The organism is Massilia sp. CFBP9012 (genome assembly GCF_034045115.1).
Taxonomy (GTDB): Bacteria; Pseudomonadota; Gammaproteobacteria; order Burkholderiales; family Burkholderiaceae_D; genus Telluria.
The window spans coordinates 389,875-414,739 of sequence record NZ_JAXCWM010000003.1 but is presented as its reverse complement, the minus strand read 5'-3'; the positions used below and the strand labels follow the sequence as shown (position 1 = coordinate 414,739).

Below are 24,865 nucleotides of genomic sequence, written 5' to 3'. Positions count from 1 at the left end.
CCATGCGCGCCTTCGATTACGCCCGTCCGGCCTCGCTGGCAGAAGCGCTGCTGGACGCGCGCCAGGCGCTGGCGGCCGATCCGCCGGCCACGCCCGCCTTCCTGGCCGGCGGCACCACCCTGCTCGACCTCATGAAGCTCGACGTCTTGCGGCCGGGCCGCATCGTCGACCTGGGCGCCCTGCGCCAGGAATTCGGCCAGATACGGCCGGACCGCGACGCCCTGCACCTGGGCGCCTTCGCCCGCATGGCCGAGGTGGCGGCCCACCCCGGCGTGAACGCCGCCTACCCGGTCATCGCCCAGAGCCTGGCGCTGGCCGCCAGCGCCCAGCTGCGCAATATGGCCACCCTGGGCGGCAATGTGCTGCAAAGGACGCGCTGCGCCTATTTCCGCGACCCGTCCTGGCGCGCCTGCAACCGGCGCACGCCGGGCAGCGGCTGCGCGGCCCTCGATGGCGCCAACCGCGGCCATGCGGTGCTGGGCGCCAGCGACGCCTGCATCGCCACCTATCCCGGCGACTTCGCCCAGGCCCTGGTGGCCCTGGAGGCCTCGGTCGTCATCGCCGGCGCGCGCGGCCGCCGTGAGATTCCCTTCGCCACCCTGCACCGGCGCCCGGGGACGACGCCGCACCTGGAAACCGGCCTGCAGCCGGGCGAGATCATCGCCGGCTTCGTCGTCCCGGCACGGCCGTGGACGCGGCGCTCGCGCTACCTCAAGATCCGCGACCGCCAGTCCTACGAGTTCGCCGTCGCCTCGGCCGCCGTTGCGCTGGACCTGGACGGCGAGACGGTGCGCGACGTGCGCATCGCGCTCGGCGGCCTGGCCAGCGTGCCGTGGCGCGCGCACGAGGCCGAGGACGCGCTGCGCGGCCGGCGCCTCGACGAGGCGTCGGCCCAGGCCGCGGCCCAGGCGGCCTTCAGCGGCGCCGTCCCGCGCGCGCACAACGCCTTCAAGATTCCGCTCGGCCAGGCGACCCTGGTGCGCGCCCTGCTGGAAGTCAAATCGATGGAGATCACGCAATGAGCCAGTCCGCCACCACCAGGGAAGCGGCGCCGCCGCGTTACGAGGGCCGCGCCAAGGTCACCGGCGAAGCCCGCTATCCGGCCGACGTCCGGCTCGGGCGCACCGCCCATGCCTGCCTGCACACGAGCCGCATCGGCCTGGGCACGATCGAGGCCTTCGACCTGGCCGCCGCCCGGCGCGTCCCCGGCGTCATCGACATCCTCACCCACGAGACGGTCGGCGACCAGGTGCGCCAGGCGCCGGCGATCTTCCAGGGCGGCTACCTGTCCGACTCGTTCCGGCCGCTCGGTTCGGCCCGGATCGCCTACTGGGGCCAGCCGGTCGCGCTGGTGGTCGCCGAAACCTTCGAGGCCGCGCGCGAAGCCGCGCAGCGGATCGTCGTCCGCTACCGCGAGGGGGCGCCGGCCGCCGGCATCAACGGGCCCGGCGCCACGCCCCAGGCGCTGGCGCCGATGGCGATCGGCGCCGGCGACTTCGACCGCGCCTGGGCCGCCGCGCCGGTGAAGGTCGATGCGCGCTACGCCACCCCGGCCCAGCACCAGAATCCGATCGAGCTGTTCGCGACGCAGTGCGCATGGGAAGGCGACCGCCTGACGGTCCACGAACCCAGCCAGTACGTGAACAACGTCAAGTTCGGCCTGGCCGGCCAGCTGGGCATCGATCCCGGGCAGATCCGCGTGGTCAGCACCTACGTGGGCGGGGCCTTCGGCGCCAAGGGCTTCCTGACCCAGCGCACCGCCCTGGTCGCCCTCGCCGCGCAGCGCCTTCGGCGTCCCGTCAAGCTGGTACCCACCCGCGAACAGGGCTTCACCGTCTCGGGCTACCGGGCCGAGACGCGCCACCGCGTCCGGCTCGCGGCCGGGCGCGACGGCCGCCTGCAGGCGCTCGGGCTGGAGGGCTGGGAACTGACCTCGCGCGCCGACACGGTGGCCATGGGCGCCCTGTCGATGACGGCCCGGCTGTATGCCTGCAAGAACATCGCCGGCGCGGTCCATGCGGTGCCCGCCGACCGCGCCACACCCGGCTTCATGCGCGCGCCGGGCGAGATGCCGTATGCCTTCGCGCTCGAGACCGCGCTCGACGAACTGGCGTACGCGCTCGACATGGACCCGGTCGCGCTCCGGCGCGTCAACGACACCAGAACCGATCCGATCGGCGGCCTGCCCTATACCAGCCGCTCGCTGATGCGCTGCTACGACGCCGCGGCCGAGGCCTTCGGCTGGAACGGCCGGCCGTCCAGGCCCGGCGCCCTGCGCGACGGCGACTGGCTGGTGGGCCAGGGCTGCGCCACCGCCTTCTACCCGGCCCTGGCGGGCAATGCCTCGGTGCGGGTGCGGCTGGAGGCGGATGGCCGCGCCCACGTGGCCTGCGCCGGCCACGAGCTGGGCCAGGGGATGTACACGATGGTGGCCCAAGTCGCCGCCGAAGAGCTGGGGCTGGCAGTCGACCGGGTCACGGTGGCGCTGGGCGATTCCGACCTGCCGCCCACGGTCGTCAACGGCGGCTCGGCGGCGACGGCCAGCGTGGCGCCGGCCATCATGGCGGCCTGCGCCACGATCCGCAAGCGGCTGGGCGTCGGCGCCGCCGCACCGGGCAAGGTGGCGGCCGCCATGGCGGCGTCCGGCATGGGCGTCGTCGAAGAGCTGGCGGAAACCCGCGCCCACGGCAACGGGCCCGAGACCATGCGCGAGCTATACCGGGGCAAGTCGCTGCCGTCGGGTGGCGTTGGGCTGGCCGATCGGGTCCAGTTCGCCCTCGGCGCGCAATTCGTCGAGGTGCGGGTGCATGCGCGCACCCGCGAGATCCGCGTGGCGCGCGCGGTCGGCGCCTTCGCCTGCGGCCGCATCATCAACGCGCGCACCGCGCACGGGCAGCTGGTCGGCGGCATGATCTGGGGCATCGGCTCGGCGCTGCACGAACAGACCGAGATCGACGCGCGCAACGCCGGCTACATCAATGCCAACCTGGCCGATTACCTGCTGCCGGTGAACGCCGACATCCCCGACGTCCAGGCCATCATGGTGCCCGAGGAAGACCGGCTGGTGAACGCCGCCGGCGTCAAGGGCGTGGGCGAGATCGGCGTGGTCGGTATGGCCGCCGCCATCTCGAACGCCGTGTTCCACGCCACCGGCCGGCGCGTGCGCGACCTGCCGGTCCGGATCGAGGATTTGTTGTGAAAGGAAGCTTCATGCGCAAACACCTGCTCTGGCTGACCTTCGCCGCGCCCGCGGCGCTGGCCGCCGCCGAAGCCGACCGCTATCCGGCGAACGGTGGCGAGATCGTGGTGACGCCGGTCACCCAGGCGAGCTTCGTGCTGCAAACGCCCGGCATGGTGGTCTATAACGACCCGGTGGGCGGCAAGGCGGCCTACGCGGGCCTGCCCGCTCCCGGCCTGGTGCTGGTCTGCCACGAACACGAAGACCACCTCGACGTCGACACCTTGCGCGAGGTCGTCGGCCCCGACACGACGCTGGTTGTCAATCCGGCCTCGTTCGAGAAGCTGCCGGCGGCGCTCAAGGCAAGGGCCAGGACATTGAGGAATGGCGAAGCGATGCAGCTGGGCCCGATGCGGATCGAAGCCCTGCCGGCCTACCACACGGTGCCGGCCTATACCGGCTACCATCCGCGCGGCCGCGACAATGGCTACCTGCTGAGCGTCGCCGGCCGCCGCATCTATATCTCGGGCGATACCGACACGACCGCCGAGGTGCGCGCACTGAAGGACATCGACATCGCCTTCCTGGCGATCTCGCGCTGGACCATGTCGGCGCCGCGCGGCGTGGAGGCGGTGAAGGCGATCGGACCGCGCGTCGCCTATCCCTACCATTACGAGAGCGTGCGCGAGCGCGATGCCTTTGCCGAAGGCGTGCGTGCGGCGGGCGCGCCCACGCGGGTGATGCTCAGGGACTGGCGCTAGCGCCCAGGCACCGGCCTGTAATCCGGGAACATTTCCTTGTACAGGAATTCCACCAGCTGATCGGTATCCTGCGGCCTTGCGCTGAGTTTCACCACACGCCCCAGGCGGTGCGAGTCCCACTCGAAATCGCCCTTCTTCTCGCGCCGGATCAGCTCGATCATCTTCTTGATCACCGCGGTCTCGATATCGCGCTCGCTGCCCTGCTCCACCGTCACCGCCGTCAGCCAGCGCCGCTTGAAGCTCGGGTTCCAGCCGCGGAACTTGAGGTCCATGGTGTTGAAGGTCTTGTTCGACACCGAGAAGATGCCGCCCGTCTCGTTGCTGTCGTCGGTGCCGCGGCCGTTGATGGCGGCGATGTTCGCCAACGCGTTGCGGGTGCCGCGCGCAGCGTCGCTCTCCTGGGCCGGCACTTCGGCGCCGGTCGGCGCGCCGCGGCGCTCGCGCTGGGCCTTCACGTAGGCTGCCATGTCCATGTCGGGCGGCACTTCGGTCGGCGGCTGCTGGCGCTGCGGTTGCGGCGGCGCCGGCGGCGCGGGACGCTCGTCGGGGACCGTGATGGTGTCCGGCAGGCGCTGGACGATGATGCGTTCCTGTTCCACGCGCGGGATCGGCGGCGCCGGCAGGGGCCGCGGCGTCGGCCGCGGCGCCGCTTCATTGGGTGAGGTTTCGCGCAACGGCGCCACATAGACCACCTGGCTATCGCCCTGGTCTTCCGAGGCCGGCCGCGCCGTGCGCTGCTCCTGCTCCTTCGGCTCGTAGAACCACAGCAGCACCAGCAACAAGTGGACCGCGATCGTGCCGCCCACGCCGAAGCGGCTCGGTCCCTTGCGACCGTAATTCATCCCCAGCCCATAGCGCGGCCCCGAGGGCGGCAATGGCTGTCCACAGTGGGAACACACTTCACTGTCCTGGTCGTAGGTGTGGGAATGGTCACGCAAGATGGATCAATTTCCTGGTAGCTACGTCTAAAAAAACGGCAGAGAGCCGCAGTCTAACCGTTTTGCGGCGCAACCGCATCACGCTAGCCGCCCGGCCGCCCCATCCGATCCATTGATGGTTGTTACCAAATGTTTCCGGCCGCCAGTATCGGAACAATAATGTATCCGATACTGGCGGCCGGAGGGGGGCCTGCCGCGCTGCGCGGCTTACGCCGGGTGCACCGGATGGGCCGGTGGAGCCGTATGCGCCACGTGATCCTGGTCCGCCTTGGCGATCTGCTCATCGGTCATCGGACCAGTGCCGCTGTAGCGGTCCAGGTACAGGTAGATTACCGGGGTGATGTACAGGGTGATGACTTGCGAGAAGATCAGGCCGCCGCACACCGCCAGGCCCAGCGGCTGGCGCAGCTCGGCGCCGGCGCCGATGCCCAGCGCGATCGGCAGCGCGCCCATCAGCGCCGCCAGGGTCGTCATCAGGATCGGGCGGAAGCGCAGGATGCAGGCCTCGCGGATCGCCTCTTGCGGGCTCATGCCCAGGTTGCGCTGGGCGTCGAGCGCGAAGTCGATCATCATGATCGCGTTCTTCTTGACGATGCCGATCAGCATCAGAATGCCAATCATGGCGATCAGGGTCAGGTCCTTGTCGAAAATCCACAAGGTAATCAGCGCCCCGACGGCCGCCGACGGCAGGCCGGCCAGGATGGTCAGCGGGTGGATATAGCTCTCGTACAGCACGCCCAGCAGCACGTAGATGACGCCGATCGCCGTGATGATCAGGATCAGCTGGCTCGATTGCGTGTCCTGGAACACGGCGGCATCGCCGCCATAGGTGGCGATAACCGAGGCCGGCAGCTTCATCGCGCGCCCCAGCTCATCGATGTGGGCGGTGGCGTCGCCCAGCGACACGCCCGGCGCCAGATTGAACGACAGGGTGATCGCCTGCAGCTGGCCCTGGTGGTTGACCTGCAGCGGGCCGACCGTGCGGCGCACCGTGGCGATGCTCGACAACTTGACCAGTTCGCCCGATTTCGAGCGCACCGATACCCGCGACAGCGCCTCGTCGTAGTAGCGGTCGCTGGCGGCCGCTTCCAGGATCACGTAGTAGCTGGCGGCGGTCGAATAGATGGTCGACACCTGGCGCTCGCCGAAGGAGGCGTACATCACGGTGCGGATATCGTTCATTGTCACGCCCAGCAGCGCCGCCTTGTCGCGGTCGATGTCCACCGTCGCCTGCAGCGCCTTGTTCTGCGAGTCGCTATTGACGTCGCGGAAGCGCTCGTCCTTGCGCATGCCCTCCAGGAATTGCTCGGCCCAGCCGCCGATCTCGCCGCCCGACACGCTCTGCAGGGTGTACTGGTAGCGCGCCTTGCTCTGGCGACCGCCCAGTTGCAGGTTCTGCTGGGCCGACAGGAACACCTGCACGCCCGGCACCGCGCGCGTGGCCTTGCGCAGATCGTCGATCACCAGGTCCATCGGCGGACGCTCGCCGCGGTCCTTGAGCACCAGGAACATGCGGCCGGTATTGCCGCCGCCGCTGAACGAGGTGGTGTCCTTCACATAGGGATTGGCGCGGATGATGTCGACCACCTTGCCCTGCAGCTCGGCCAGCGCCATCGACGAGGTGTCTTCCGAGGCTTCGACCATCACGCGGATCTGGCCGATGTCTTCTTCCGGGAAGAAGCCCTTGGGCATCGTGGTGTACAGCACGCCGGTCAGCACGAAGGTGCCCGCCGCCAGCATGAGGACGATGAAGCGGAAGCGCAGCGCCAGATCGAGCGTGCGGCCATATCCATTACGCAGGCGGGTGAAGCCGGCTTCGAAGCGGCGGCCGATCCAGGACATGTCTTTCGGATCGACGTGGCCGCCATCCTTGAGCAGGCGCGAGCACAGCATCGGCACCAGGGTCAGCGAGACCAGGGCCGAGACCAGCACCGCCAGCCCGACGACGACCGCGAATTCGCGGAACAGCAGGCCGATCACCCCCGGCATGAAGAAGATCGGGATGAACACCGCCACCAGCGAGATCGAGATCGAGATGATGGTGAAGCCCACTTCGCGCGCGCCGATGAGGGCGGCGGCCATCGGCTTCTTGCCCATCTCCATATGGCGCACGATATTCTCGAGCACCACGATGGCGTCGTCGACCACCAGGCCGACTGCCAGCGTGATGCCGAGCAGGGAGATGTTATCCAGGCTGTAGCCGAACCAGTACAGCAGCGACAGCGCGCCGAGCAGCGAGATCGGCACCGTCACCGCCGGGATGAAGGTGGCCGCGGCGCGGTGCAGGAACAGGAAGATCACCAGGATCACCAGCAGCACGGTGCCGGCCAGGGTCAGGTTGACGTCGTGGATCGCCTCGCGGATCGACAGCGAGCGGTCGTTGACGAGTTCGATCTTGATCGACGCGGGAAGCTGTCCTTCAAAGCGCGGGATCAGCGCGCGCACCGCGTCGACCACCTGCACGGTATTCGCGTTCGGCTGGCGCTGCACCATCAGCGAGATCGAGCGCTCGCCATTCAGGCTGCCCATGGCCTTGACCGACTGGTAGCTGTCCTGCACCTCGGCGATGTCGCGCAAGCGCACCGGAAGGCCATCGCGGGTGGCGATGATCAGGTTGGCGAAGTCGGCCGCCCGCATCAGCTGGCCGCCGCCCTGGATGGTCAGCGCCTGGGTCGGGCCGTCGAGGATGCCCAATGGGGTATTCGAGTTGGCTGCGCGCAGCGCCGCCGCCAGCTCGTCCATCGAGATGTTGCGGGCGTTCATCAGGTCGGAACGGGCGCGTACGCGGACGGCGAAACGCTTGCCGCCGTTGATCGAGACCTGGGACACACCCTGCACCGTCGAGATCGCCGGCGAAATGAGATTTTCGGCGTAGTCGTTCAGCTCCGACAGGTCCATCGACGGCGAGGTCAGGTGCATGAACAGGATCGGGGCGTCGGCCGGGTTGACCTTGCGGTAGGCCGGCAATTCGGTCATTTCGAGCGGCAGGCGGCGCTGCGCCACCAGCAGCGCCGCCTGGACGTCCACCGCCGCCTTGTCGACATCGATCTCGTTGTCGAATTCGAGCGTGATATTGGTGTCGCCCTGGGTATTGCTCGAGGTGATCAGCTTGATGCCGGCGATGGTCGAGAACTGCTTCTCGAGCGGCAGCGCCACCGAGGACGCCATCGTCTCCGGGCTGGCCCCCGGCAGGTTGGCCGAGACGTTGATGACCGGCGTGTTATAGCTGGGCAGTGCGGCGACCGGGATCTGCATGTACGACAGGATGCCGACCAGCACCAGGCTGAGCGACAGCAGCACCACCATCACCGGACGGCGGATACACAGTTCGGACAGATTCATGCCTGCTCGCCCTTTTTGGGGGCCGGCGCGGCCGGCTTGGCGCCCTGCCCGGCCAGGCGCACCTTGCCGCCCGGACGCAGGTTCTGCTTGCCTTCGGTGATGACCTGTTCGTCGCCCTTGAGGCCGGTGACGGCGGCGCGGTCGCCGAAGGCGTACACGCGCTGCACCGGCACCTGGCGCGCCGAGTTGCCTTCTGCCAGCACGTAGACGAAAGTGCCGTTGGTCGCGGTGATGATGGCGGTCTGCGGGATCACCACCGCATTCTTCAGGGTTTGCACCACCACGTTGGCGGTCACGTACTGGCCCGGCCACAGGGAGGTATCGCGGTTGGCGAACTCGCCCTTCACGCGGATGGTGCCGGCCTGCGGATCGACGGCGTTGTCGATGAAGCTCAGGCGGCCGACCACCGGTGCGTCGTCATCCTTGCCGCTGCCGGCGCTGTTGCCCGAGTTTACGCGGACTTCGACGTTGCCAAGTTTCTGGGCCGCCAGCAGCGCGCCGAGCGTCGATTCCGGCAGGGTGAACGAAACGTTGATCGGATCGAGCTGGGTGATCGTGGTCAGCGAGGTGGTCATCTGCACCAGGGCGCCCGGGTGGACGTCGATGGCGCCGACCCGGCCCGTCATCGGCGCGCGGATCGTGGTGTAGCTGGCGCTCACTTGCGTGGCGCGGGCCGCGGCCTGGTTCGACTGCACCAGCGCGCGCTGGGCTTCGACCTGGCTGAGCAGCGAGTCGAGGGCGCTCTGGGCCAGGAAGTTCTGGGCCACCAGTTCCTGGCTGCGCTTGTACTGGCGCTCGAGGTCGGACAGCGTGGCCGAATCGCGCGCCACCTGCGCTTCGGCGCGGGCGACGTTGGCCATGTCGGCGCGGTCGTCGAGCGAGAACATCAGCTGGCCTTCCTTGACGAACTCGCCTTCGCGGATATGGACCTGGCGGATCGTGGTGACGGTCTGCGGATGCAGGTTGACGGTGCGCACCGGGGTCACGGTGCCGTTGGCGAACAGTTCGACGCCGACGTCGCGCCGCTCGGGCGCGACCACGTTGACGGTCACCGGCGGCGGGCCGCCCGCGCCTGCCGGTCCCTGGCTTCCACCCTCCGCCTTGGCATCGTTGCCCTGATTCAGATACCAGCCGCCAGCCACGACCAGCGCCGCGATTCCGGCGATGACGCCGACATTCTTCTTGTTCATTCTTGTCCCTTGCCGCCCGTTCCGGCGACTCCATCATTGATCGTGGTGGCCCTGCCGCACGCCCTGGAATGAGGGCGGCGCATTGTCCCACAGTGTTGTTACCGCTTCGTGTACTGCCTTATTGATTCACTATTCGTCTACGCTTTGTTCGGATAGTAGGCCGGCAGCATCAGGGTCACTTCCAGACCGCCTTCCGGGTGGTTGGTCAGCGTGATGCTGCCGCCGTGCTGCTCGGTGATGTTGCGCGCGATCGTCAGCCCCAGGCCGGTACCGCCCGATTCGCGCGAACGCGAGGTCTCGACCCGGTAGAACGGGTCGAACACCCGACCCAGCTCGCTCCTCGGGATGCCCGGTCCGCTGTCGCGGATGCGCACCCGCGCCGTGCCGTTGATGCGGTCGACGCAGACGTGCGCATCGCGGCCGTACTTCACCGCGTTGTCGATCAGGTTGCCCAGGCAGCGGCGCAGGTCGAGCGGCCGGCCCAGCACCGCCATCGTGGCCTTGCCCTGCAGCGTGACGTCCTGGCCGGCGTCGCTGGCGTCGGCGCACACCGCCTCCAGCAGCGAATCGAGGTCCAGCATCTGCATCGCCTCGGTGGTGTCCATGCTGCGCGCCAGCACCAGGCCTTCGCGCACCATTTCCTGCATGGCCGACAGGTCGCCGATCAGGCGTTCCTGCAGTTCGTTGTCCGATACCTTCTCCAGCCGCAGGCGCATGCGCGTGAGCGGCGTCTGCAGGTCGTGGGTGATCGCGGCCAGCATCTGCGTGCGCTGGAAGATGTACTGGCGGATGCGCGCCTGCATCGCGTTGAAGGCGGCGCTGGCCTGGCGGATCTCGCTGGCGCCCGTGAGGTCGAGCGGCGGGCGGTTGATGTCCTGCCCCAGGTCTTGCGCGGCCTGGGCCAGCTGCTTGAACGGCCGGGTGGTCATGCGCGCCACCAGGTAGGCCAGCCCGGCGATGCTGATCATGAACAGGGCCACCAGCATGCGCAGGTCGGTGTCGCCATCCCGGATCAGGCGCGGGGGCAGCACCGACAGGCGCAGCTCGGCGCCATCGCGCAGGTGCACGTTGAGCGATTCGCAGGCGCCGCCATAACCCATGCTGAGCAGGCCGTACATCATCGGCAGGCGCTGCGCGGCGTCGCAGGCGGCCGGGCGGGCTACGACCGATTCGACCTTGTAGCCCTTGCCCAGGCGCGAGGCCAGCTGCTGGGCGAAGGGCGTGGCGGGAGCCGGCGCCGGCAGCGTGTCGGCCACTTCGAGCTCCAGGCCGGGACGATTGGCGACTTCGAGGTAGATCGAACGCGCCTCGGCCGGCACGATCTCGGTGGCCATGACCATCTGCTCGGCGCGCTCCAGCCGGTGCTGGTCGAGCTGGCGCTCCCAGTCGCGCCAGCGCTGGTAGTCGGCAACCAGCTGGATCAGCGCGGCCGAGATCCACACGCCCAGCAGCAGCGTCAGGAATACGCGGCCCGTCATCGACCCGAAGAAATCCTTCACGCCGCCGGCTCCACCGTCACCTGGCCGGCCAGCACATAACCGCCGTTGCGCACCGTCTTGATGATCTGGGGCATGCGCGCATCCTCGCCCAGCTTCTGGCGCAGGCGGCTGATCTGGATGTCGATCGAGCGGTCGAACGGGTCGGCGTCGCGGCCTTGCGTGAGGTTGAGCAGCTGGTCGCGGTTGAGTACCCGATTCGGGTGCTCGAGGAACACGCGCAGCAGGCGGAATTCGGCGCCCGACAGCATGATCACGATGCCGTCCGGGTTGAGCAGGTGGCGCGCGGTCAGGTCCAGGGTCCAGCCCGAGAAGCGCATCTGCTGCACGTTCTCGGATGGGGTGTTCGATGGCATCGCGTGCGAGCGACGCAGCACGCTGCGGATGCGCGCCAGCAGCTCGCGCGGCTCGAAGGGCTTGGGCAGGTAGTCGTCGGCGCCCATCTCGAGGCCGAGGATGCGGTCCAGCGGCTCGTTGCGGGCGGTCAGCATGATGACCGGCAAGGTCGAGGTGGCGCGCAGCTTGCGGCACAGGGTCAGCCCGTCGTCGCCGGGCATGTTCAGGTCGAGCACGATGAGGTCGGGACGGGTTTCGTCGAGCGCCTTCCACATCGCCGTGCCGTCGGCGGCGGCCAGCGTCCGGTAGCCGTTCGACTCGAGGTAGTCGGCCAGCAGCGTCCGGATGTCGCGGTCATCGTCGACGATCAGAATCGTAGAGGGAGTATCCATGACCGCAATTATCCGAGTTTATGACAATGCCGGAGGAGCATTTTGTATCGCTGTGTATAAGCCTATAGGCCCGAAACATATTGATACAATGTCCGCGACAGGGGAAACCCCGTGGTTACAGTTTGTGCGCAAGATGGGAACCGTGCAGCGAGCGTTTCGGATGCACCTCAACCAGACTCTCACAAAAGGAAGAACCATGAATACCCTCCACAAGAACCTCGTGATCGCTCTTACCGCTGCCGGCCTGTTCGGCGCCACCGTCGGCGCCCAGGCCCAGACCGCCGCCCCGGCCGAAAGCCGTCCGGCCTTGACCGCCGAGCAACGCCTGGCCAAGAAGGCAGAGTGGCAGGCCAAGGCCGGCGAGCGCCGCGCCAAGATGGAACAGCACCGCGCCGAACGCCAGGCCAAGCTGCGCGATTCGCTCAAGCTCAATGCGCAGCAGCAGCCGGCCTGGGACGCCTTCGTCGCCAGCCAGGCGCCCCAGAAAAAGGGTGAGCGCGCCGGACGTGGCGACCGCGCCGCCTGGGCCAACCTGACCGCGCCGCAGCGCATGCAGAAAGGGATCGACCTGCAGAAGCAGCGCACCGCCCGCATGGAGCAGCGCCTGGCCGCGCTGAACAGCTTCTACGCCCAGCTGACGCCGGAGCAGCGCAAGACCTTCGATGAGCAGGCCAAGCACCGCAAGGGCCCGCGCCACCACGGCCACCACGGCCAGCGCGCTAACGCATGATCATGTGATGGCCCGATCGCATTGAGGTAGCGTGGACGGCCTTGCCGTCCACGCGTCCAAGGACAGCGGCGTTACCGCCCCAGCTTCTGCAACGAATTCAAGAACTTCTCCGCATTCTGGAAGCCGATCACCCGGCTATCCGCGATTTCCTTCCCCTGTCCATCGAACAGGATGATCCCCGGCGGCCCGAACAGGCCAAAGCGCTTGAGCATGGCCTTGTCGTCGGCATCGTTGGCCGTCACGTCGACCTGCAGCAGCACCGTATCGGCCAGCTTCTGCTGCACGGCCGGGTCGACGAAGGTGAGCTTCTCCATCTCCTTGCACGACACGCACCAGTCGGCATAAAAATCGAGCATCACGGTCTTGCCGGCGTTGGCGGCCAGCGCGGCGTCGAGCTGGTCCACGGTATTGACGCGGCTGAATGCCAGCCCGTGGTCCTGCGGCGCGCCCCCCAGGTGCGCCAGCGGCGCCCAGGCGTCGCGCCCGCCGCTGGCCAGGCCCACCAGCTGGGTCGCCCCCAGCACGGCAAAGGCGGCGCCGAAGGCCATCGCCGCCCAATGGCGGGTATGGCGCAGCAGATAGAAGCCATACCCCAGCAGCAGCGCCGCCCACAGCAGCATCTGGGCCACGGCCGGGATCACCGGCGACACCAGCCAGATCGCCATCGCCAGCATCAGCACGCCGAACAGGCGCTTGACCGATTCCATCCACGGCCCCACGCGCGGCAGCAGCGAGCCGGCCGACAGGCCCACCAGCAGCAGCGGGATGCTCATCCCCACCGCCATCGAGAACAGCGCCGCGCCGCCGATGAAGACGTCGCGCGTCTGGCTGATGTAGACCAGGGCGCCGGCCAGCGGCGCCGCCACGCAGGGGCCCACGATCAGGGCCGAAATGGCGCCCATGACGAACACCCCGAGCAGCTTGCCGCCCTGCTGGCTGTTGGATGCCTGCGTCAAACGGGTCTGCAAGGTGTTAGGCAGTTGTAACTGATAGAAACCGAACATCGACAGCGACATGGCCACGATCAGGGTCGCGAAGGCGCCCAGCACCCAGGGATTCTGCAGCGCGGCGGCCAGGCCTTCGCCGGCCAGGCCGGCAGCGATGCCCAGCAAGGTGTAGACGATCGCCATGCCCAGCGAATACGCCAGCGACAGCACGAAGCCGCGCGAGCGGCTCACGTGCTTGCCCTCGCCCACGATGATCGAGGACAGGATCGGCACCATCGGCAGTACGCACGGAGTGAACGCCAGGCCCAGGCCCAGCAGGATGAAGGCCGGCACGATGGCCAGGAGGCTGCCGCCGCCGAGGATGCCGGCGATGTTCGACAAGTCCGATGCCGGCGCCGGCGCCGGCGCCGGCGCCGCTGCTGTCGTGGCAGGCGCGCGGTCGGCCATCGGCTGCGAGGACAGCGGGGCCTGTCCCGCGCCGATCCCGATCGGCAGTCCGGACGCGGCTTGCGCGCCACCGGCGCCAAGGTTCACGCTGTGCTCCTGCGGCGGATAGCACAGGCCGGCATCGGCGCAACCCTGGCTGGTGGCGGTCAGGGTGAACGGGCCCGCGCCCTCGACCGGGATGCGGATGGTCAGGGTGCCGGTATGGGTCTCGAGATCCTTCTCGAAGGTCGGGTCGTACTTCACCTTGCCCTGCGGGATCTGCGGTTCGCCCAGCGTGACGCCGGCGCCATTGGCCTTGAAGGCGAAGCGCTCGCGGTACATGTAGTACGCGGGGGCGATGACGTAGGTGATCTCGGCGGTCTGCGGATCCGCCATGCGCGCTTCAAAACGGAAGGCGACGGCGGGGTCCAAAAAGTCCTGCTGGGCGCGGGCTGGCGTTGCGGTGAACAGGAGGAAGACGGCGGACAGCGTCAGGCAGGCCTGGAGCAGGCGGCGGGCGGAAAATCGAACCATAGTATCTCGTGGAAAGTTACTGCACCGGGCATGGTACACCGCTTGCCCGCGTCGCGCCGGAACTCATCCTTGGCATGGACGAAAAAAAACCAGGCACGAGGCCTGGTCTTTTCAAGTCGACAGTCGATTACTCGGCGGTCGGTGCTTCTTCAGCCGAGGTGACTTCTGGACGGTCCAGCAGTTCAACGTAGGCCATAGGAGCATTGTCGCCAACGCGGAAGCCCATCTTCAGGATACGCAGGTAGCCGCCGTTGCGGTTTGCGTAGCGAGGACCCAGTTCAGCGAACAGCTTCTGGACCATTTCGCGGTCGCGCAGGCGAGCGAAGGCCAGGCGCTTGTTTGCCAGGGTGTCGGTCTTGCCCAGGGTCAGGATCGGTTCGATGACGCGACGCAGTTCCTTGGCTTTCGGGACGGTGGTCTTGATGGCTTCGTGACGCAGCAGCGAAACAGTCATGTTGCGCAGCATTGCCAGACGGTGGGACGAGGTACGGTTCAGTTTACGAAGGCCGTGACGGTGACGCATGGTATTTCCTTTCGGGTGTTTTCAAATCCAGTTCTTCGATCGTTCACACTTGCGCGTGACCGCGGACCGGTTCGGTTTAGGTTTTTACTACGGTTTTTCCTCCAAAAAGGATCTGGCTTCGCCAGTCCTTTTTGGCTGTTACCACCCGAAAGCAGGGGTCCACTTTCGGGTGAATGCTATTACTTCTCCAGGCCGGCAGGCGGCCAGTTTTCCAGCTTCATGCCCAGGGTCAGGCCGCGCGAAGCAAGAACTTCCTTGATTTCGTTGAGCGACTTGCGGCCCAGGTTCGGCGTCTTGAGCAGTTCGTTCTCCGAACGCTGGATCAGGTCGCCGATGTAGTAGATGTTTTCTGCTTTCAGGCAGTTGGCCGAACGGACGGTCAGTTCCAGGTCGTCGACTGGACGCAGCAGGATCGGATCGACCAGCGGTGCGCGCGATGGTGCTTCGGCAGCGGCTTCGGTGCCTTCCAGGGCGGCGAACACGTTCAGCTGGTCGACCAGCACGCGGGCCGACTGGCGGATCGCTTCTTCTGGCGTGATGACGCCGTTGGTCTCGATGTTGATGATCAGCTTGTCCAGGTCGGTACGCTGTTCGACACGGGCCGATTCCACGGCGTACGACACGCGGCGCACTGGCGAGAACGATGCGTCCAGGATGATGCGGCCGATGGTCTTGTTGGTGTCTTCCGACAGGCGACGGACGTTGCCCGGCACGTAGCCGCGGCCTTTTTCGACCTTGATCTGCATGTCCAGCTTGCCGCCAGCGGTCAGGTGAGCGATCACGTGATCCGGGTTGACCAGCTCGACGTCGTGCGGCAGGTCGATGTCCGATGCCAGGACGGCGCCTTCGCCTTCCTTCTTCAGGGTCAGGTTGACCGAGTCGCGGTTGTGGACCTTGAAGACCACGCCTTTCAGGTTCAGCAGCAGGTCGACGACGTCTTCCTGCACGCCATCCAGCGACGAGTATTCATGCACGACACCAGCGATCGTCACTTCGGTCGGCGCGTAGCCCACCATCGACGACAGCAGCACGCGACGCAGTGCGTTGCCGAGGGTGTGGCCATAGCCACGCTCGAACGGCTCCATCACAACTTTCGCGTGGCCGGCGCCCAGTGCTTCGACGTCGATGATACGTGGCTTCAACAAACTATTTTGCATGAATGAGTCCTTTTCAATACCCTCGGCTCGTTACACCGATAAGGCTGATGGCTTTAAAGAGAACGCCTGCAATAGCAGGCGGTAAAACGAATTCTGTGCAACGGGAATAGGTAGAAGTATTGACTCTCTGCGGCGCCAACCCGAGGTTGCTGCAACCGCACTACCACTCCCGTCGTTCCCGCGTAGGCGGGAACCCAAGTTTCTCGACTTAGCCGGCAAACTGGGATCCCCGCCTGCGCGGGGACGACCGCTGGGAGCCGACTGCGTCGGCTCTGATGCGGTCGATTAACGCGAGTACAGTTCGACGATCAGCGCTTCGTTGACGTCAGCAGCGATTTCGTTACGCTCTGGGAACGAACGGAAGGTGCCTTCCAGCTTCTTCGCGTCGACCGAAACCCAGCTCGGGAAGCCGACTTGTTCAGCCAGCGACAGCGCTTCAGCGATACGCACTTGCTTCTTGGCTTTTTCACGAACAGCGATCACGTCGCCGGTCTTGACCTGGTACGAAGCGATGTTCACGACGTTGCCGTTGACGGTGAAGGCCTTGTGGCTCACCAGCTGACGCGCTTCCGAGCGGGTCGAGCCGAAGCCCATGCGGTAGGTCACGTTGTCGAGACGCGCTTCCAGCAGCTTCAGCAGGGTCTCGCCGGTGTTGCCCTTGCGGCGCGACGCTTCAGCGAAGTAGCGACGGAACTGACGTTCCAGCACGCCGTACATGCGTTTGACTTTTTGCTTTTCGCGCAGCTGGTTGCCGTAGTCCGAGGTGCGGGCACCCGACTTGACACCGTGCTGGCCTGGCTTGACGTCCAGTTTGCACTTCGAATCGAGCGAACGACGTGCGCTCTTCAGGAACAGGTCGGTGCCTTCACGGCGCGACAGTTTTGCTTTTGGTCCGATATAACGTGCCACGTTAGATTTCCTTTAATATTTGATCACGCCCCAGAGACGCATGGACAAATCCTATGCACCCAGGCGCTAGTCCAGCTCTGCATTCAGGCCGGACGTGGCTTACAACATCGCCCGCCATCAGGGACGGCAGGCGACAAGAGCCGGGCAGTATAACCCATTTCTGGGCAACTGCACCGGCTATTCTCTAAACACAACGGGGCTTGCGCCCCGTGCGTCGTTATCAAGACACGGATCGGGCGGCGAACCGCCCTGCCCCGGATCTTAGATACGGCGACGCTTCGGCGGACGGCAGCCGTTGTGTGGAACTGGGGTGACGTCCTGGATCTCGGTGATCTTGATGCCGAGGTTGTTCAGAGCGCGCACAGCCGATTCACGGCCTGGGCCTGGGCCCTTGATACGCACTTCCAGGTTCTTCACGCCCGATTCCTGAGCGACCTTGCCTGCAGCTTCGGCAGCGACCTGAGCCGCGAACGGGGTCGATTTGCGCGAACCCTTGAAGCCGGCGCCACCGGAGGTTGCCCACGACAGAGCGTTGCCCTGGCGGTCGGTGATGGTGATGATCGTGTTGTTGAACGAAGCGTGCACGTGGGCGATGCCCTCGGCAACGTTCTTCTTCACTTTCTTGCGCACGCGTGCTGCTGCTGCGCTGCTTTGTTGCTTGGCCATAGTCGGTTCCTAGATTATTTCTTGAGCGATTGAGCTGCCTTGCGCGGACCTTTACGGGTACGAGCATTGGTGCGGGTACGCTGACCGCGGACCGGCAGGCCCTTACGGTGACGCATGCCGCGGTAGCAACCCAGGTCCATCAGACGCTTGATGTTCATGGACAGCTCGCGGCGCAGGTCACCTTCCACGACAAACTTGCCGACTTCGTCGCGCAGTTTCTCGAGTTCGTTATCGTCCAGGTCCTTGACCTTTTTGTTGGTCGCGACACCGGTTGCGTCGCAGATCTTCTGCGAACGCGGACGGCCAATACCGTAGATAGCCGTCAGGCCGATAACGGTGTGCTGATGATTTGGGATGTTAACCCCTGCAATACGTGCCATTCGTTATTCCTCGATTAACCTTGACGCTGCTTGTGACGCGGCTCGACGCAGATCACACGGACCACGCCTTTGCGCTTGATGATCTTGCAGTTGCGGCAGATCCGCTTGACTGAAGCGTTAACTTTCATTTTGCACTCTCTTCGGTTCGTTTACTTGATGATGTTTTTACTTGGTGCGGAACACGATGCGGGCCCGGGACAGGTCATACGGAGTCAACTCCACCGTTACCTTGTCACCCGGGAGAATGCGGATATAGTTCATCCGCATTTTACCCGAGATATGCCCCAGGACCACATGGCCGTTTTCCAGCTTTACGCGGAACGTCGCGTTTGGGAGATTTTCGAGGATCTCCCCCTGCATTTGGATGACGTCGTCTTTTGCCATTCGCTCTATGCACTCCGTCGCTTATCGCGTCGGAACCCCACCCTTGAAGTTGGCCTTCCGCAACAGAGAATCATATTGTTGCGACATGACGTAGTTCTGCACTTGTGCCATGAAGTCCATCGTCACCACCACGATGATCAGGAGCGACGTGCCACCGAAGTAGAAGGGAACCTTCCACTGGGCGGTCATGAACTCCGGCACCAGGCACACCAGGGTGATATAGACTGCACCGGCCAGGGTCAGGCGCATCAGGATCTTGTCGATGTAACGTGCGGTTTGCTCGCCCGGACGGATGCCCGGAACAAACGCGCCGCTCTTCTTCAAGTTATCCGCCGTTTCCTTGCTGTTGAATACCAGCGCGGTGTAGAAGAAGCAGAAGAACACGATCGCCACCGCATACAGCAAAGCGTGGATTGGCTCGCCTGGCGCCATCGACGCCGCCAGATCTTTCAGGAACCCGATCACCGGGCCGGACGAATCCTTGCCGCGAGTGAACCAGTCGACAATCGTCGCCGGGAACAGAATGATCGACGATGCGAAGATCGGCGGGATCACGCCTGCCATGTTCAGCTTCAAGGGCAGGTGGCTGGTTTGGCCACCGTAGATCTTGTTGCCGACCTGACGTTTCGCGTAATTGACCAGGATCTTGCGCTGCCCGCGTTCCACGAACACCACCGCATACGTCACCGCAGCCACCAGGACCACGATCAGGATGGCCGAGAAGCTGCCGATCGAACCGTTCGAGACCAGGGTGAACAAGCCGCCCAGGGCCGAAGGCAGACCTGCTGCGATACCGGCAAAGATGATGATCGAAATGCCGTTGCCAAGACCACGTTCAGTGATCTGCTCGCCCAGCCACATGAGGAACATGGTGCCGGTCAGGAGGGTAACGACGGTCACGAAGCGGAAACCGAGACCAGGATCGATGACCAGGCCAGGTTGCGCCTCGAGCGCGACTGCGATGCCGAACGCCTGGAACAACGCCAGTGCCACCGTGAAGTACCGGGTGTACTGGGTGATCTTGCGGCGGCCGGCTTCGCCCTCTTTCTTCAACGCCTCGAGTTGCGGCGAGACGATCGATGCAAGCTGCATGATGATCGAAGCCGAAATGTAAGGCATGATGCCGAGCGCGAACACGGTAAAGCGGGACAAGGCGCCACCCGAGAACATGTTGAACATGCCAAGGATGCCGCCCTCGTTCTGCTTGAACAGCGCAGCGAGCTGCACCGGGTCAATCCCGGGAACCGGGATGTGAGCACCGATGCGGTACACGACCAATGCGCCAAGCAAAAACCACAGCCGGCCCCAGGGGAATCCGGAAGCGGCGCTTTTACCAAGTTGTGAATTAGTCGCCAATTTTTGCTCCGATCAGGCAGCGGTCGCTTTACGCGACCGAGCCGCCAGCTGCTTCGATCGCTGCTTTCGCGCCAGCGGTCGCTTTCAGGCCCTTGAGGTTCACCGCTTTGGTGATCTCGCCGGACAGGATGACGCGCACGTCGCGTGCCAGGACCGACAGGATGCCTGCCTGCTTGAGCACCATGATGTCGACATCGCCGACAGCCAGGTTGTTCAGGTCGGACAGACGAACTTCAGCCTTGAAGGTCGCGTTCAGCGATTTGAAGCCACGCTTCGGCAGACGGCGCTGCAGAGGCATCTGACCGCCTTCGAAGCCGACTTTGTGGAAGCCGCCCGAACGCGATTTCTGACCCTTGTGACCACGGCCGGCAGTCTTGCCCAGGCCGGAGCCAATGCCGCGACCAACGCGGCGCTTGTAGTGCTTGGCGCCGTCAGCTGGTTGAATGGTATTGAGTTCCATTGATTTCTCCGTTCACAAGCCCGAAGGCTTACGAAACAACTTTCACGAGGTACGAGACTTTGTTGATCATGCCACGCACGGATGGGGTGTCTTGCAGCTCGGAGACCGAGTTGACGCGACGCAGGCCCAGGCCGCGCACGGTGGCACGGTGGTCTTGACGGGTACCGATCAGGCCCTTGACGAGCTGAACTTTAACGGTGTTTGCCATGTTATTTCCCCTTAACCGACGATGTCTTCGACCGACTTGCCGCGCTTGGCAGCGATGTCAGCCGCGGTGCTCATCTTCGACAGACCGTCGAGAGTTGCGCGCACCAGGTTGTAAGGATTCGACGAACCGGTCGACTTGGCGACCACGTCGGTCACGCCCATCACTTCGAAGATAGCGCGCATTGCGCCACCAGCGATCACGCCGGTACCAGGTTTCGCTGGCATCATCATGACGCGCGAGGCGCCGTGACGACCGGACACGGTGTGATGCAGGGTACCGTTCTTGAGTGGCACCTTGATCAGGTTGCGGCGGGCTTCTTCCATCGCTTTTTGCACGCCGACTGGAACTTCCTTCGACTTGCCTTTGCCCATGCCGATGCGGCCATCGCCGTCACCGACAACGGTCAGCGCTGCAAAACCCATGATACGACCACCCTTGACCACTTTGGTCACGCGGTTGATCGCGATCATTTTTTCGCGCATGCCATCATCCGGCTTGTCGCTTGCCATTTTCGCTTGCATTTTTGCCATGACGATTCTTCCTTAGAACTTCAGACCGGCTTCACGCGCGGCTTCCGCCAGCGCCTTCACCCGACCGTGGTAACGGAAACCCGAGCGATCGAACGCAACTTCGGTGATTCCTGCTTTCAGTGCTTTCTCTGCGACGCGCTTGCCAACCAGGGCAGCTGCTGCAGCGTTGCCGCCGGCGCCGGTCTGGCCAGCCAGTTCGGCGCGCACTTCCGCTTCCAGGGTCGAAGCCGACACCAGTACTTTTGCGTCCGGGCTGATCAGGTTTGCGTAGATGTGCAGGTTGGTGCGGTGAACCGACAGACGGTTCACGCCCAGCTGGGCAATCTTGATGCGGGTCTGACGGCCACGACGCAGACGGGATTGTTTCTTGTCCATGTCTGCTCCGATTATTTCTTCTTGGTTTCTTTAAGCTTGACCACTTCGTCCGAATAACGGACGCCCTTGCCTTTGTAAGGCTCAGGGGAGCGGTAAGCGCGCACTTCAGCGGCAACCTGGCCGACCTTTTGACGATCGATACCCTTGATCAGGATCTCGGTCGGGGTCGGGGTCACTGCGGTGACGCCTTCAGGCATCGCGTGCAGCACCGGGTGCGAGAAGCCCAGCGACAGGTTCAGGGCGTTGCCCTGCACTGCTGCCTTGTAGCCCACGCCCACCAGGTTCAGCTTGCGCTCGAAACCCTTGGTGACACCGGTAACCATATTGTTGACCAGGGCGCGCAGGGTGCCCGACATGGCGTTCGATTCACGCGAATCGTCGATCACGTCGAAGGTCAGCGTGCCATTGTTGTTTTCTACTTTGACCAGGCCGTTCAGGGCTTGGGTCAGGGTGCCCAGCGGGCCCTTGACGGTGATCGACGACGCGTTGATCGCGACTTCGGCACCGGCAGGGACGGCGATTGGCATCTTAGCTACTCGAGACATCGTCTACTCCTTAAGCCACGTAGCAAATCACTTCGCCACCGACACCGGTAGCGCGTGCTTTGCGATCAGTCATGACGCCTTGCGGAGTCGACACGATTGCCACGCCCAGGCCGTTCATGACGGTTGGGATCTCGTCTTTGCCCTTGTAGATACGCAGGCCTGGACGGGACACGCGCTCGAGGCGCTCGATGACCGGACGGCCAGTGTAATACTTCAAACCGATTTTCAGTTCCGATTTGCCGTCAGCCGACGACACTGCGAAATCTTCAATGTAACCCTCGTCCTTCAGGACGTTGGCAATGGCAACCTTGACTTTCGACGACGGCATTGCGACCGTGGTTTTCTGGACGACTTGTGCGTTGCGAATGCGGGTCAGCATATCGGCGATAGGATCGCTCATACTCATTGCATATTCTCCTATTACCAGCTTGCTTTGGTCATACCCGGAATTTCGCCCTTCATGGCGAATTCGCGGAGTTTGGTACGTGCCAGACCGAATTTACGGAAAGTGCCACGTGGACGGCCAGTGATGGCGCAGCGGTTACGCTGACGGGTCGGTGCCGAGTTACGCGGCAGCGCTTGCAGCTTCAGGCGCGCTTCGTAACGTTCTTCTTCCGACTTCGACTGGTCGTCGATGATTGCTTTCAGAGCGGCACGCTTCGGGGCGAATTTCTCCACCAGGTCTGCACGCTTCTGTTCGCGGTTAATCAGTGCAAGTTTTGCCATGCTCTTAGTTCCTGAACGGGAATTTGAAGGCGGCGAGCAGCGCTTTGGCTTCTTCGTCGGTCTTAGCAGTCGTGGTGATCGAGATGTTCATGCCGCGCAGTGCATCGATCTTGTCGTAGTCGATCTCTGGGAAGATGATCTGCTCTTTGACACCGATGTTGTAGTTGCCGCGACCATCGAACGATTTACCATTGACACCGCGGAAGTCACGCACGCGCGGCAGAGCCACGGTGATGAAACGGTCCAGGAATTCGTACATGCGGGCGCCGCGCAGGGTCACCATCGTGCCGATCGGGTAGCCTTCGCGGATCTTGAAACCAGCGATTGCCTTGCGTGCCTTGGTGATCACTGGCTTCTGGCCGGCGATCTTGGTCAGGTCGCCAGTAGCGTGCTCGATGATCTTCTTGTCGGCGACTGCTTCCGACAGACCCATGTTCAGGGTGATCTTGGTCAGGCGTGGCACTTCCATCACCGATTTGTAACCGAATTTCTCGGTCAGCTCGGCGACGACTTTTTCTTTATAAATTGCTTGGAGACGGGCCATTTCTTCTTACCCTTTCACTACTTCGCCGCTCGACTTGAAGACGCGGACTTTTTTGCCGTCCTGGTCTTTGAAGCCAACGCGATCTGCCTTGCCGGTCGCTGCGTTGAACAGCGCGACGTTCGACACGTGAATCGGCATGGTCTTGTCGACGATACCACCAGTAACACCGGTCATCGGGTTAGGCTTGGTCGCTTTTTTAGCGACGTTGACGCCTTCGACGATGACGTGTTCAGCGTCTACACGCTTCTGAACGACGCCACGCTTGCCCTTGTCCTTACCGGCCAGAACGATGACTTCGTCGTTTTTACGAATCTTATCCATGTCGAATCCTTACAGAACTTCAGGTGCCAGCGACACGATCTTCATGAACTTTTCAGTGCGCAGTTCGCGCGTGACTGGTCCGAAGATACGGGTACCGATTGGCTCCAGCTTGGCGTTCAGCAGGACAGCGGCATTGCCGTCGAACTTGACCAGGGAACCATCCTGGCGGCGCACACCTTTGGCGGTACGCACAACCACGGCATTGTAAATTTCACCCTTTTTGACGCGGCCACGTGGGGCTGCGACTTTAACGGTGACCTTGATGATGTCGCCAATGCTCGCGTAACGGCGCTTCGAGCCGCCCAACACCTTGATGCACAGAACTTCCTTGGCACCGGTGTTGTCGGCTACTTCGAGCCGGCTTTCGGTTTGAATCATAGTAGTTTCTTTCCCAACTTAAGCCGTAGAAAACCCCACGGAGAACCGTGGGCCTGCGGTCAGTCTTGGTCCCGCCATGACGCCCCTGCTGGAGCCCCATGTTTGGGTGATGGACTTTCCAAAAACACTTTCGTTACAGGCCGCTGTACCGCGGGGGATAACTGCGGCAACACATGAACGAAGCCCGCTAGTATCTCAGATACCAGCGGGCCACGCAAGACAAATTTTATGGGTACTTACAGTACCTGTGCGACTTGCAACACTTTGGTCACAGTCCACGCTTTCGTCTTCGAGATCGGACGACCTTCTGCGATCTCGACGGTGTCACCGATTTTCGCTTCGTTCGCTTCGTCGTGCGCGTGATACTTGTTCGAGCGCACGATGATCTTGCCGTACAGCGGGTGCTTGACGTGACGTTCGATCAGGACGGTTACCGTCTTGTCCATTTTATCGGACACGACTTTGCCGACCAGCGTACGCTTCAGCGCCGTTTTGATGGTGGTGTCGGTCATTTGGCTTCCTTCGTGTTCATCACAGTCTTCACACGCGCGATATCGCGACGTACTTTCTTCAGCTGCGAAGTGTTACCGAGCTGCTGGGTGGCGACTTGCATGCGCAGACCGAATTGGGCCTTGAGCAGCTCGTTCAGCTCCTTCTGCAGCGCTTCCTGGTCTTTGCCGCGGAGTTCCGATGCTTTCATATTCAACTCCTGTTATTGGCCAACTTGGCGAACCACGAAAGTGGTAGCCAGTGGCAGTTTGGCAGCGGCCAGGCGGAACGCTTCGCGCGCCAGTTCTTCTGCGACGCCGTCCATCTCGTACAGGACTTTGCCTGGCTGGATTTCAGCGACGTAGTACTCTGGATTACCCTTACCGTTACCCATACGGACTTCGGCCGGCTTGTTCGAAATCGGCTTGTCCGGGAAGATACGGATCCAGATACGACCGCCACGTTTGATGTGACGGGTCATGGCGCGACGTGCCGCTTCGATCTGGCGTGCGGTGATACGGCCGCGGGCAACTGCCTTCAGACCGAATTCACCGAACGAGACCGCGGTGCCGCGGGTGTGCGAAATGCCGGTGTTACGGCCTTTCTGCTCTTTACGATACTTCCTGCGCGATGGTTGCAGCATG

General features: G+C 64.0%; 31 protein-coding genes. 4 read left to right on the top strand and 27 right to left on the bottom strand.

Annotation, left to right across the window (positions count from 1 at the left end; all coding sequences use genetic code 11):
* The first annotated feature begins 2 nt into the window (after positions 1 to 2).
* The 3 genes from SOM61_RS06770 to SOM61_RS06760 are packed head-to-tail and all read left to right on the top strand — an operon-like array spanning position 3 to position 3,939.
* Positions 3 to 1,022, top strand: coding sequence for an FAD binding domain-containing protein (locus SOM61_RS06770; RefSeq protein ID WP_320473360.1), 1,020 nt, complete (start codon positions 3 to 5; stop codon positions 1,020 to 1,022).
* Positions 1,019 to 3,199, top strand: coding sequence for a xanthine dehydrogenase family protein molybdopterin-binding subunit (locus SOM61_RS06765; protein WP_320473359.1), 2,181 nt, complete (start codon positions 1,019 to 1,021; stop codon positions 3,197 to 3,199). Before SOM61_RS06770 ends, SOM61_RS06765 begins: the two co-directional genes overlap by 4 nt.
* Positions 3,200 to 3,210: 11 nt before the next feature.
* A complete protein-coding gene (locus SOM61_RS06760) occupies positions 3,211 to 3,939 on the top strand; it encodes an MBL fold metallo-hydrolase (protein WP_320473358.1) in 729 nt (242 codons plus the stop codon).
* Here the strand turns inward: SOM61_RS06760 and SOM61_RS06755 are convergent.
* The 5 genes from SOM61_RS06755 to SOM61_RS06735 all read right to left on the bottom strand — a co-directional run bounded on the left by SOM61_RS06755 (position 3,936) and on the right by SOM61_RS06735 (position 11,633).
* Positions 3,936 to 4,781 (bottom strand): hypothetical protein, encoded by an 846-nt coding sequence (locus SOM61_RS06755; protein WP_229493855.1) that lies wholly within the window; start codon positions 4,779 to 4,781, stop codon positions 3,936 to 3,938. The two genes, SOM61_RS06760 and SOM61_RS06755, sit on opposite strands and share 4 nt — an antisense overlap.
* Before the next feature lie 303 nt (positions 4,782 to 5,084).
* Positions 5,085 to 8,219, bottom strand: a complete 3,135-nt coding sequence (locus tag SOM61_RS06750) for an efflux RND transporter permease subunit (protein ID WP_320473357.1) — start codon at positions 8,217 to 8,219, stop codon at positions 5,085 to 5,087.
* Positions 8,216 to 9,409: an efflux RND transporter periplasmic adaptor subunit gene (locus tag SOM61_RS06745; RefSeq protein WP_320473356.1), complete on the bottom strand. Its 1,194-nt coding sequence runs from the start codon at positions 9,407 to 9,409 to the stop codon at positions 8,216 to 8,218. Before SOM61_RS06745 ends, SOM61_RS06750 begins: the two co-directional genes overlap by 4 nt.
* A gap of 137 nt (positions 9,410 to 9,546) precedes the next feature.
* Positions 9,547 to 10,908, bottom strand: coding sequence for an ATP-binding protein (locus tag SOM61_RS06740; RefSeq protein ID WP_320473355.1), 1,362 nt, complete (start codon positions 10,906 to 10,908; stop codon positions 9,547 to 9,549).
* On the bottom strand, positions 10,905 to 11,633 hold the full coding sequence (locus SOM61_RS06735; RefSeq protein ID WP_109345397.1) for a response regulator: 729 nt from the start codon (positions 11,631 to 11,633) through the stop codon (positions 10,905 to 10,907). The genes SOM61_RS06740 and SOM61_RS06735 overlap by 4 nt, the downstream gene beginning before the upstream one ends.
* Before the next feature lie 196 nt (positions 11,634 to 11,829).
* On the opposite strand from SOM61_RS06735, the gene SOM61_RS06730 reads away from it, so the two are divergent.
* Entirely contained in the window at positions 11,830 to 12,363 is a 534-nt protein-coding gene (locus SOM61_RS06730; protein WP_320473354.1) for a Spy/CpxP family protein refolding chaperone, read from the top strand.
* Between the two features lie 71 nt (positions 12,364 to 12,434).
* Here the strand turns inward: SOM61_RS06730 and dsbD are convergent, their stop codons facing one another.
* The 22 genes from dsbD to rplP form a co-directional block, all read right to left on the bottom strand.
* Positions 12,435 to 14,270 (bottom strand): protein-disulfide reductase DsbD, encoded by a 1,836-nt coding sequence (gene dsbD, locus SOM61_RS06725; protein ID WP_320473353.1) that lies wholly within the window; start codon positions 14,268 to 14,270, stop codon positions 12,435 to 12,437.
* Positions 14,271 to 14,397: 127 nt separating this feature from the next.
* Positions 14,398 to 14,793, bottom strand: coding sequence for a 50S ribosomal protein L17 (gene rplQ, locus SOM61_RS06720; protein ID WP_005663400.1), 396 nt, complete (start codon positions 14,791 to 14,793; stop codon positions 14,398 to 14,400).
* A 179-nt stretch (positions 14,794 to 14,972) separates the two neighbouring features.
* Positions 14,973 to 15,950 (bottom strand): DNA-directed RNA polymerase subunit alpha, encoded by a 978-nt coding sequence (locus SOM61_RS06715; protein WP_159627930.1) that lies wholly within the window; start codon positions 15,948 to 15,950, stop codon positions 14,973 to 14,975.
* Between the two features lie 285 nt (positions 15,951 to 16,235).
* Positions 16,236 to 16,859, bottom strand: coding sequence for a 30S ribosomal protein S4 (rpsD, locus tag SOM61_RS06710; RefSeq protein ID WP_123069949.1), 624 nt, complete (start codon positions 16,857 to 16,859; stop codon positions 16,236 to 16,238).
* Positions 16,860 to 17,120: 261 nt separating this feature from the next.
* The gene (rpsK, locus tag SOM61_RS06705) at positions 17,121 to 17,525 is read right to left on the bottom strand and encodes a 30S ribosomal protein S11 (RefSeq protein ID WP_005663404.1); all 405 of its coding nucleotides are present in this window, start codon (positions 17,523 to 17,525) and stop codon (positions 17,121 to 17,123) included.
* Between the two features lie 14 nt (positions 17,526 to 17,539).
* Positions 17,540 to 17,905 (bottom strand): 30S ribosomal protein S13, encoded by a 366-nt coding sequence (rpsM, locus tag SOM61_RS06700; RefSeq protein ID WP_320473352.1) that lies wholly within the window; start codon positions 17,903 to 17,905, stop codon positions 17,540 to 17,542.
* Between the two features lie 14 nt (positions 17,906 to 17,919).
* Positions 17,920 to 18,033 (bottom strand): 50S ribosomal protein L36, encoded by a 114-nt coding sequence (gene rpmJ / locus SOM61_RS06695; RefSeq protein ID WP_005663407.1) that lies wholly within the window; start codon positions 18,031 to 18,033, stop codon positions 17,920 to 17,922.
* A gap of 37 nt (positions 18,034 to 18,070) precedes the next feature.
* Entirely contained in the window at positions 18,071 to 18,289 is a 219-nt protein-coding gene (infA, locus tag SOM61_RS06690; RefSeq protein ID WP_005663428.1) for a translation initiation factor IF-1, read from the bottom strand.
* A 21-nt stretch (positions 18,290 to 18,310) separates the two neighbouring features.
* Positions 18,311 to 19,645, bottom strand: a complete 1,335-nt coding sequence (gene secY / locus SOM61_RS06685) for a preprotein translocase subunit SecY (RefSeq protein ID WP_005663430.1) — start codon at positions 19,643 to 19,645, stop codon at positions 18,311 to 18,313.
* A gap of 28 nt (positions 19,646 to 19,673) precedes the next feature.
* Positions 19,674 to 20,105: a 50S ribosomal protein L15 gene (gene rplO / locus SOM61_RS06680; RefSeq protein WP_123069948.1), complete on the bottom strand. Its 432-nt coding sequence runs from the start codon at positions 20,103 to 20,105 to the stop codon at positions 19,674 to 19,676.
* A 28-nt stretch (positions 20,106 to 20,133) separates the two neighbouring features.
* Complete coding sequence (gene rpmD, locus SOM61_RS06675; protein WP_123069947.1) at positions 20,134 to 20,313, bottom strand: 50S ribosomal protein L30; 180 nt, start codon at positions 20,311 to 20,313, stop codon at positions 20,134 to 20,136.
* An 11-nt stretch (positions 20,314 to 20,324) separates the two neighbouring features.
* On the bottom strand, positions 20,325 to 20,843 hold the full coding sequence (gene rpsE, locus SOM61_RS06670) for a 30S ribosomal protein S5 (RefSeq protein ID WP_005663437.1): 519 nt from the start codon (positions 20,841 to 20,843) through the stop codon (positions 20,325 to 20,327).
* A 12-nt stretch (positions 20,844 to 20,855) separates the two neighbouring features.
* Positions 20,856 to 21,218, bottom strand: coding sequence for a 50S ribosomal protein L18 (gene rplR, locus SOM61_RS06665; protein ID WP_123069946.1), 363 nt, complete (start codon positions 21,216 to 21,218; stop codon positions 20,856 to 20,858).
* 11 nt (positions 21,219 to 21,229) lie between these two features.
* Positions 21,230 to 21,763, bottom strand: a complete 534-nt coding sequence (gene rplF / locus SOM61_RS06660) for a 50S ribosomal protein L6 (RefSeq protein WP_137172336.1) — start codon at positions 21,761 to 21,763, stop codon at positions 21,230 to 21,232.
* Between the two features lie 10 nt (positions 21,764 to 21,773).
* Positions 21,774 to 22,169 carry a 30S ribosomal protein S8 gene (gene rpsH / locus SOM61_RS06655; RefSeq protein ID WP_123069944.1) on the bottom strand — a complete coding sequence of 132 codons (396 nt, stop codon included), beginning with the start codon at positions 22,167 to 22,169 and terminating at the stop codon, positions 21,774 to 21,776.
* 14 nt (positions 22,170 to 22,183) lie between these two features.
* Positions 22,184 to 22,489: a 30S ribosomal protein S14 gene (rpsN, locus tag SOM61_RS06650; RefSeq protein ID WP_123069943.1), complete on the bottom strand. Its 306-nt coding sequence runs from the start codon at positions 22,487 to 22,489 to the stop codon at positions 22,184 to 22,186.
* Between the two features lie 4 nt (positions 22,490 to 22,493).
* A complete protein-coding gene (rplE, locus tag SOM61_RS06645) occupies positions 22,494 to 23,033 on the bottom strand; it encodes a 50S ribosomal protein L5 (RefSeq protein WP_123069942.1) in 540 nt (179 codons plus the stop codon).
* A gap of 6 nt (positions 23,034 to 23,039) precedes the next feature.
* Entirely contained in the window at positions 23,040 to 23,354 is a 315-nt protein-coding gene (rplX, locus tag SOM61_RS06640) for a 50S ribosomal protein L24 (RefSeq protein WP_091877211.1), read from the bottom strand.
* A gap of 9 nt (positions 23,355 to 23,363) precedes the next feature.
* A complete protein-coding gene (gene rplN / locus SOM61_RS06635) occupies positions 23,364 to 23,732 on the bottom strand; it encodes a 50S ribosomal protein L14 (protein ID WP_005663451.1) in 369 nt (122 codons plus the stop codon).
* 236 nt (positions 23,733 to 23,968) lie between these two features.
* Positions 23,969 to 24,244: a 30S ribosomal protein S17 gene (gene rpsQ, locus SOM61_RS06630; protein WP_123069941.1), complete on the bottom strand. Its 276-nt coding sequence runs from the start codon at positions 24,242 to 24,244 to the stop codon at positions 23,969 to 23,971.
* Positions 24,241 to 24,432: a 50S ribosomal protein L29 gene (gene rpmC, locus SOM61_RS06625; protein WP_123069940.1), complete on the bottom strand. Its 192-nt coding sequence runs from the start codon at positions 24,430 to 24,432 to the stop codon at positions 24,241 to 24,243. The genes rpsQ and rpmC overlap by 4 nt, the downstream gene beginning before the upstream one ends.
* A gap of 12 nt (positions 24,433 to 24,444) precedes the next feature.
* Positions 24,445 to 24,864, bottom strand: a complete 420-nt coding sequence (gene rplP, locus SOM61_RS06620) for a 50S ribosomal protein L16 (protein ID WP_005663456.1) — start codon at positions 24,862 to 24,864, stop codon at positions 24,445 to 24,447.
* Between the last annotated feature and the right edge of the window lies 1 nt (position 24,865).

Coding starts and splice junctions, on each gene's coding strand:
- SOM61_RS06755 (WP_229493855.1), bottom strand. CDS start 4,781: ATGAATTACGGTCGCAAGGGACCGAGCCGCTTCGGCGTGGGCGGCACG.
- SOM61_RS06735 (WP_109345397.1), bottom strand. CDS start 11,633: ATGGATACTCCCTCTACGATTCTGATCGTCGACGATGACCGCGACATC.
- SOM61_RS06770 (WP_320473360.1), top strand. CDS start 3: ATGCGCGCCTTCGATTACGCCCGTCCGGCCTCGCTGGCAGAAGCGCTG.
- rpmJ (WP_005663407.1), bottom strand. CDS start 18,033: ATGAAAGTTAACGCTTCAGTCAAGCGGATCTGCCGCAACTGCAAGATC.
- SOM61_RS06750 (WP_320473357.1), bottom strand. CDS start 8,219: ATGAATCTGTCCGAACTGTGTATCCGCCGTCCGGTGATGGTGGTGCTG.
- rplQ (WP_005663400.1), bottom strand. CDS start 14,793: ATGCGTCACCGTCACGGCCTTCGTAAACTGAACCGTACCTCGTCCCAC.
- SOM61_RS06760 (WP_320473358.1), top strand. CDS start 3,211: ATGCGCAAACACCTGCTCTGGCTGACCTTCGCCGCGCCCGCGGCGCTG.
- rplO (WP_123069948.1), bottom strand. CDS start 20,105: ATGGAACTCAATACCATTCAACCAGCTGACGGCGCCAAGCACTACAAG.
- rpsE (WP_005663437.1), bottom strand. CDS start 20,843: ATGGCAAAAATGCAAGCGAAAATGGCAAGCGACAAGCCGGATGATGGC.
- rpsM (WP_320473352.1), bottom strand. CDS start 17,905: ATGGCACGTATTGCAGGGGTTAACATCCCAAATCATCAGCACACCGTT.
- SOM61_RS06715 (WP_159627930.1), bottom strand. CDS start 15,950: ATGCAAAATAGTTTGTTGAAGCCACGTATCATCGACGTCGAAGCACTG.
- rplX (WP_091877211.1), bottom strand. CDS start 23,354: ATGGATAAGATTCGTAAAAACGACGAAGTCATCGTTCTGGCCGGTAAG.
- SOM61_RS06765 (WP_320473359.1), top strand. CDS start 1,019: ATGAGCCAGTCCGCCACCACCAGGGAAGCGGCGCCGCCGCGTTACGAG.
- infA (WP_005663428.1), bottom strand. CDS start 18,289: ATGGCAAAAGACGACGTCATCCAAATGCAGGGGGAGATCCTCGAAAAT.
- SOM61_RS06745 (WP_320473356.1), bottom strand. CDS start 9,409: ATGAACAAGAAGAATGTCGGCGTCATCGCCGGAATCGCGGCGCTGGTC.
- rpsH (WP_123069944.1), bottom strand. CDS start 22,169: ATGAGTATGAGCGATCCTATCGCCGATATGCTGACCCGCATTCGCAAC.
- rplE (WP_123069942.1), bottom strand. CDS start 23,033: ATGGCCCGTCTCCAAGCAATTTATAAAGAAAAAGTCGTCGCCGAGCTG.
- rpmC (WP_123069940.1), bottom strand. CDS start 24,432: ATGAAAGCATCGGAACTCCGCGGCAAAGACCAGGAAGCGCTGCAGAAG.
- dsbD (WP_320473353.1), bottom strand. CDS start 14,270: ATGGTTCGATTTTCCGCCCGCCGCCTGCTCCAGGCCTGCCTGACGCTG.
- rpmD (WP_123069947.1), bottom strand. CDS start 20,313: ATGGCAAACACCGTTAAAGTTCAGCTCGTCAAGGGCCTGATCGGTACC.
- rplF (WP_137172336.1), bottom strand. CDS start 21,763: ATGTCTCGAGTAGCTAAGATGCCAATCGCCGTCCCTGCCGGTGCCGAA.
- rpsN (WP_123069943.1), bottom strand. CDS start 22,489: ATGGCAAAACTTGCACTGATTAACCGCGAACAGAAGCGTGCAGACCTG.
- rplP (WP_005663456.1), bottom strand. CDS start 24,864: ATGCTGCAACCATCGCGCAGGAAGTATCGTAAAGAGCAGAAAGGCCGT.
- rpsK (WP_005663404.1), bottom strand. CDS start 17,525: ATGGCCAAGCAACAAAGCAGCGCAGCAGCAGCACGCGTGCGCAAGAAA.
- rpsQ (WP_123069941.1), bottom strand. CDS start 24,244: ATGACCGACACCACCATCAAAACGGCGCTGAAGCGTACGCTGGTCGGC.
- rplN (WP_005663451.1), bottom strand. CDS start 23,732: ATGATTCAAACCGAAAGCCGGCTCGAAGTAGCCGACAACACCGGTGCC.
- rplR (WP_123069946.1), bottom strand. CDS start 21,218: ATGGACAAGAAACAATCCCGTCTGCGTCGTGGCCGTCAGACCCGCATC.
- SOM61_RS06730 (WP_320473354.1), top strand. CDS start 11,830: ATGAATACCCTCCACAAGAACCTCGTGATCGCTCTTACCGCTGCCGGC.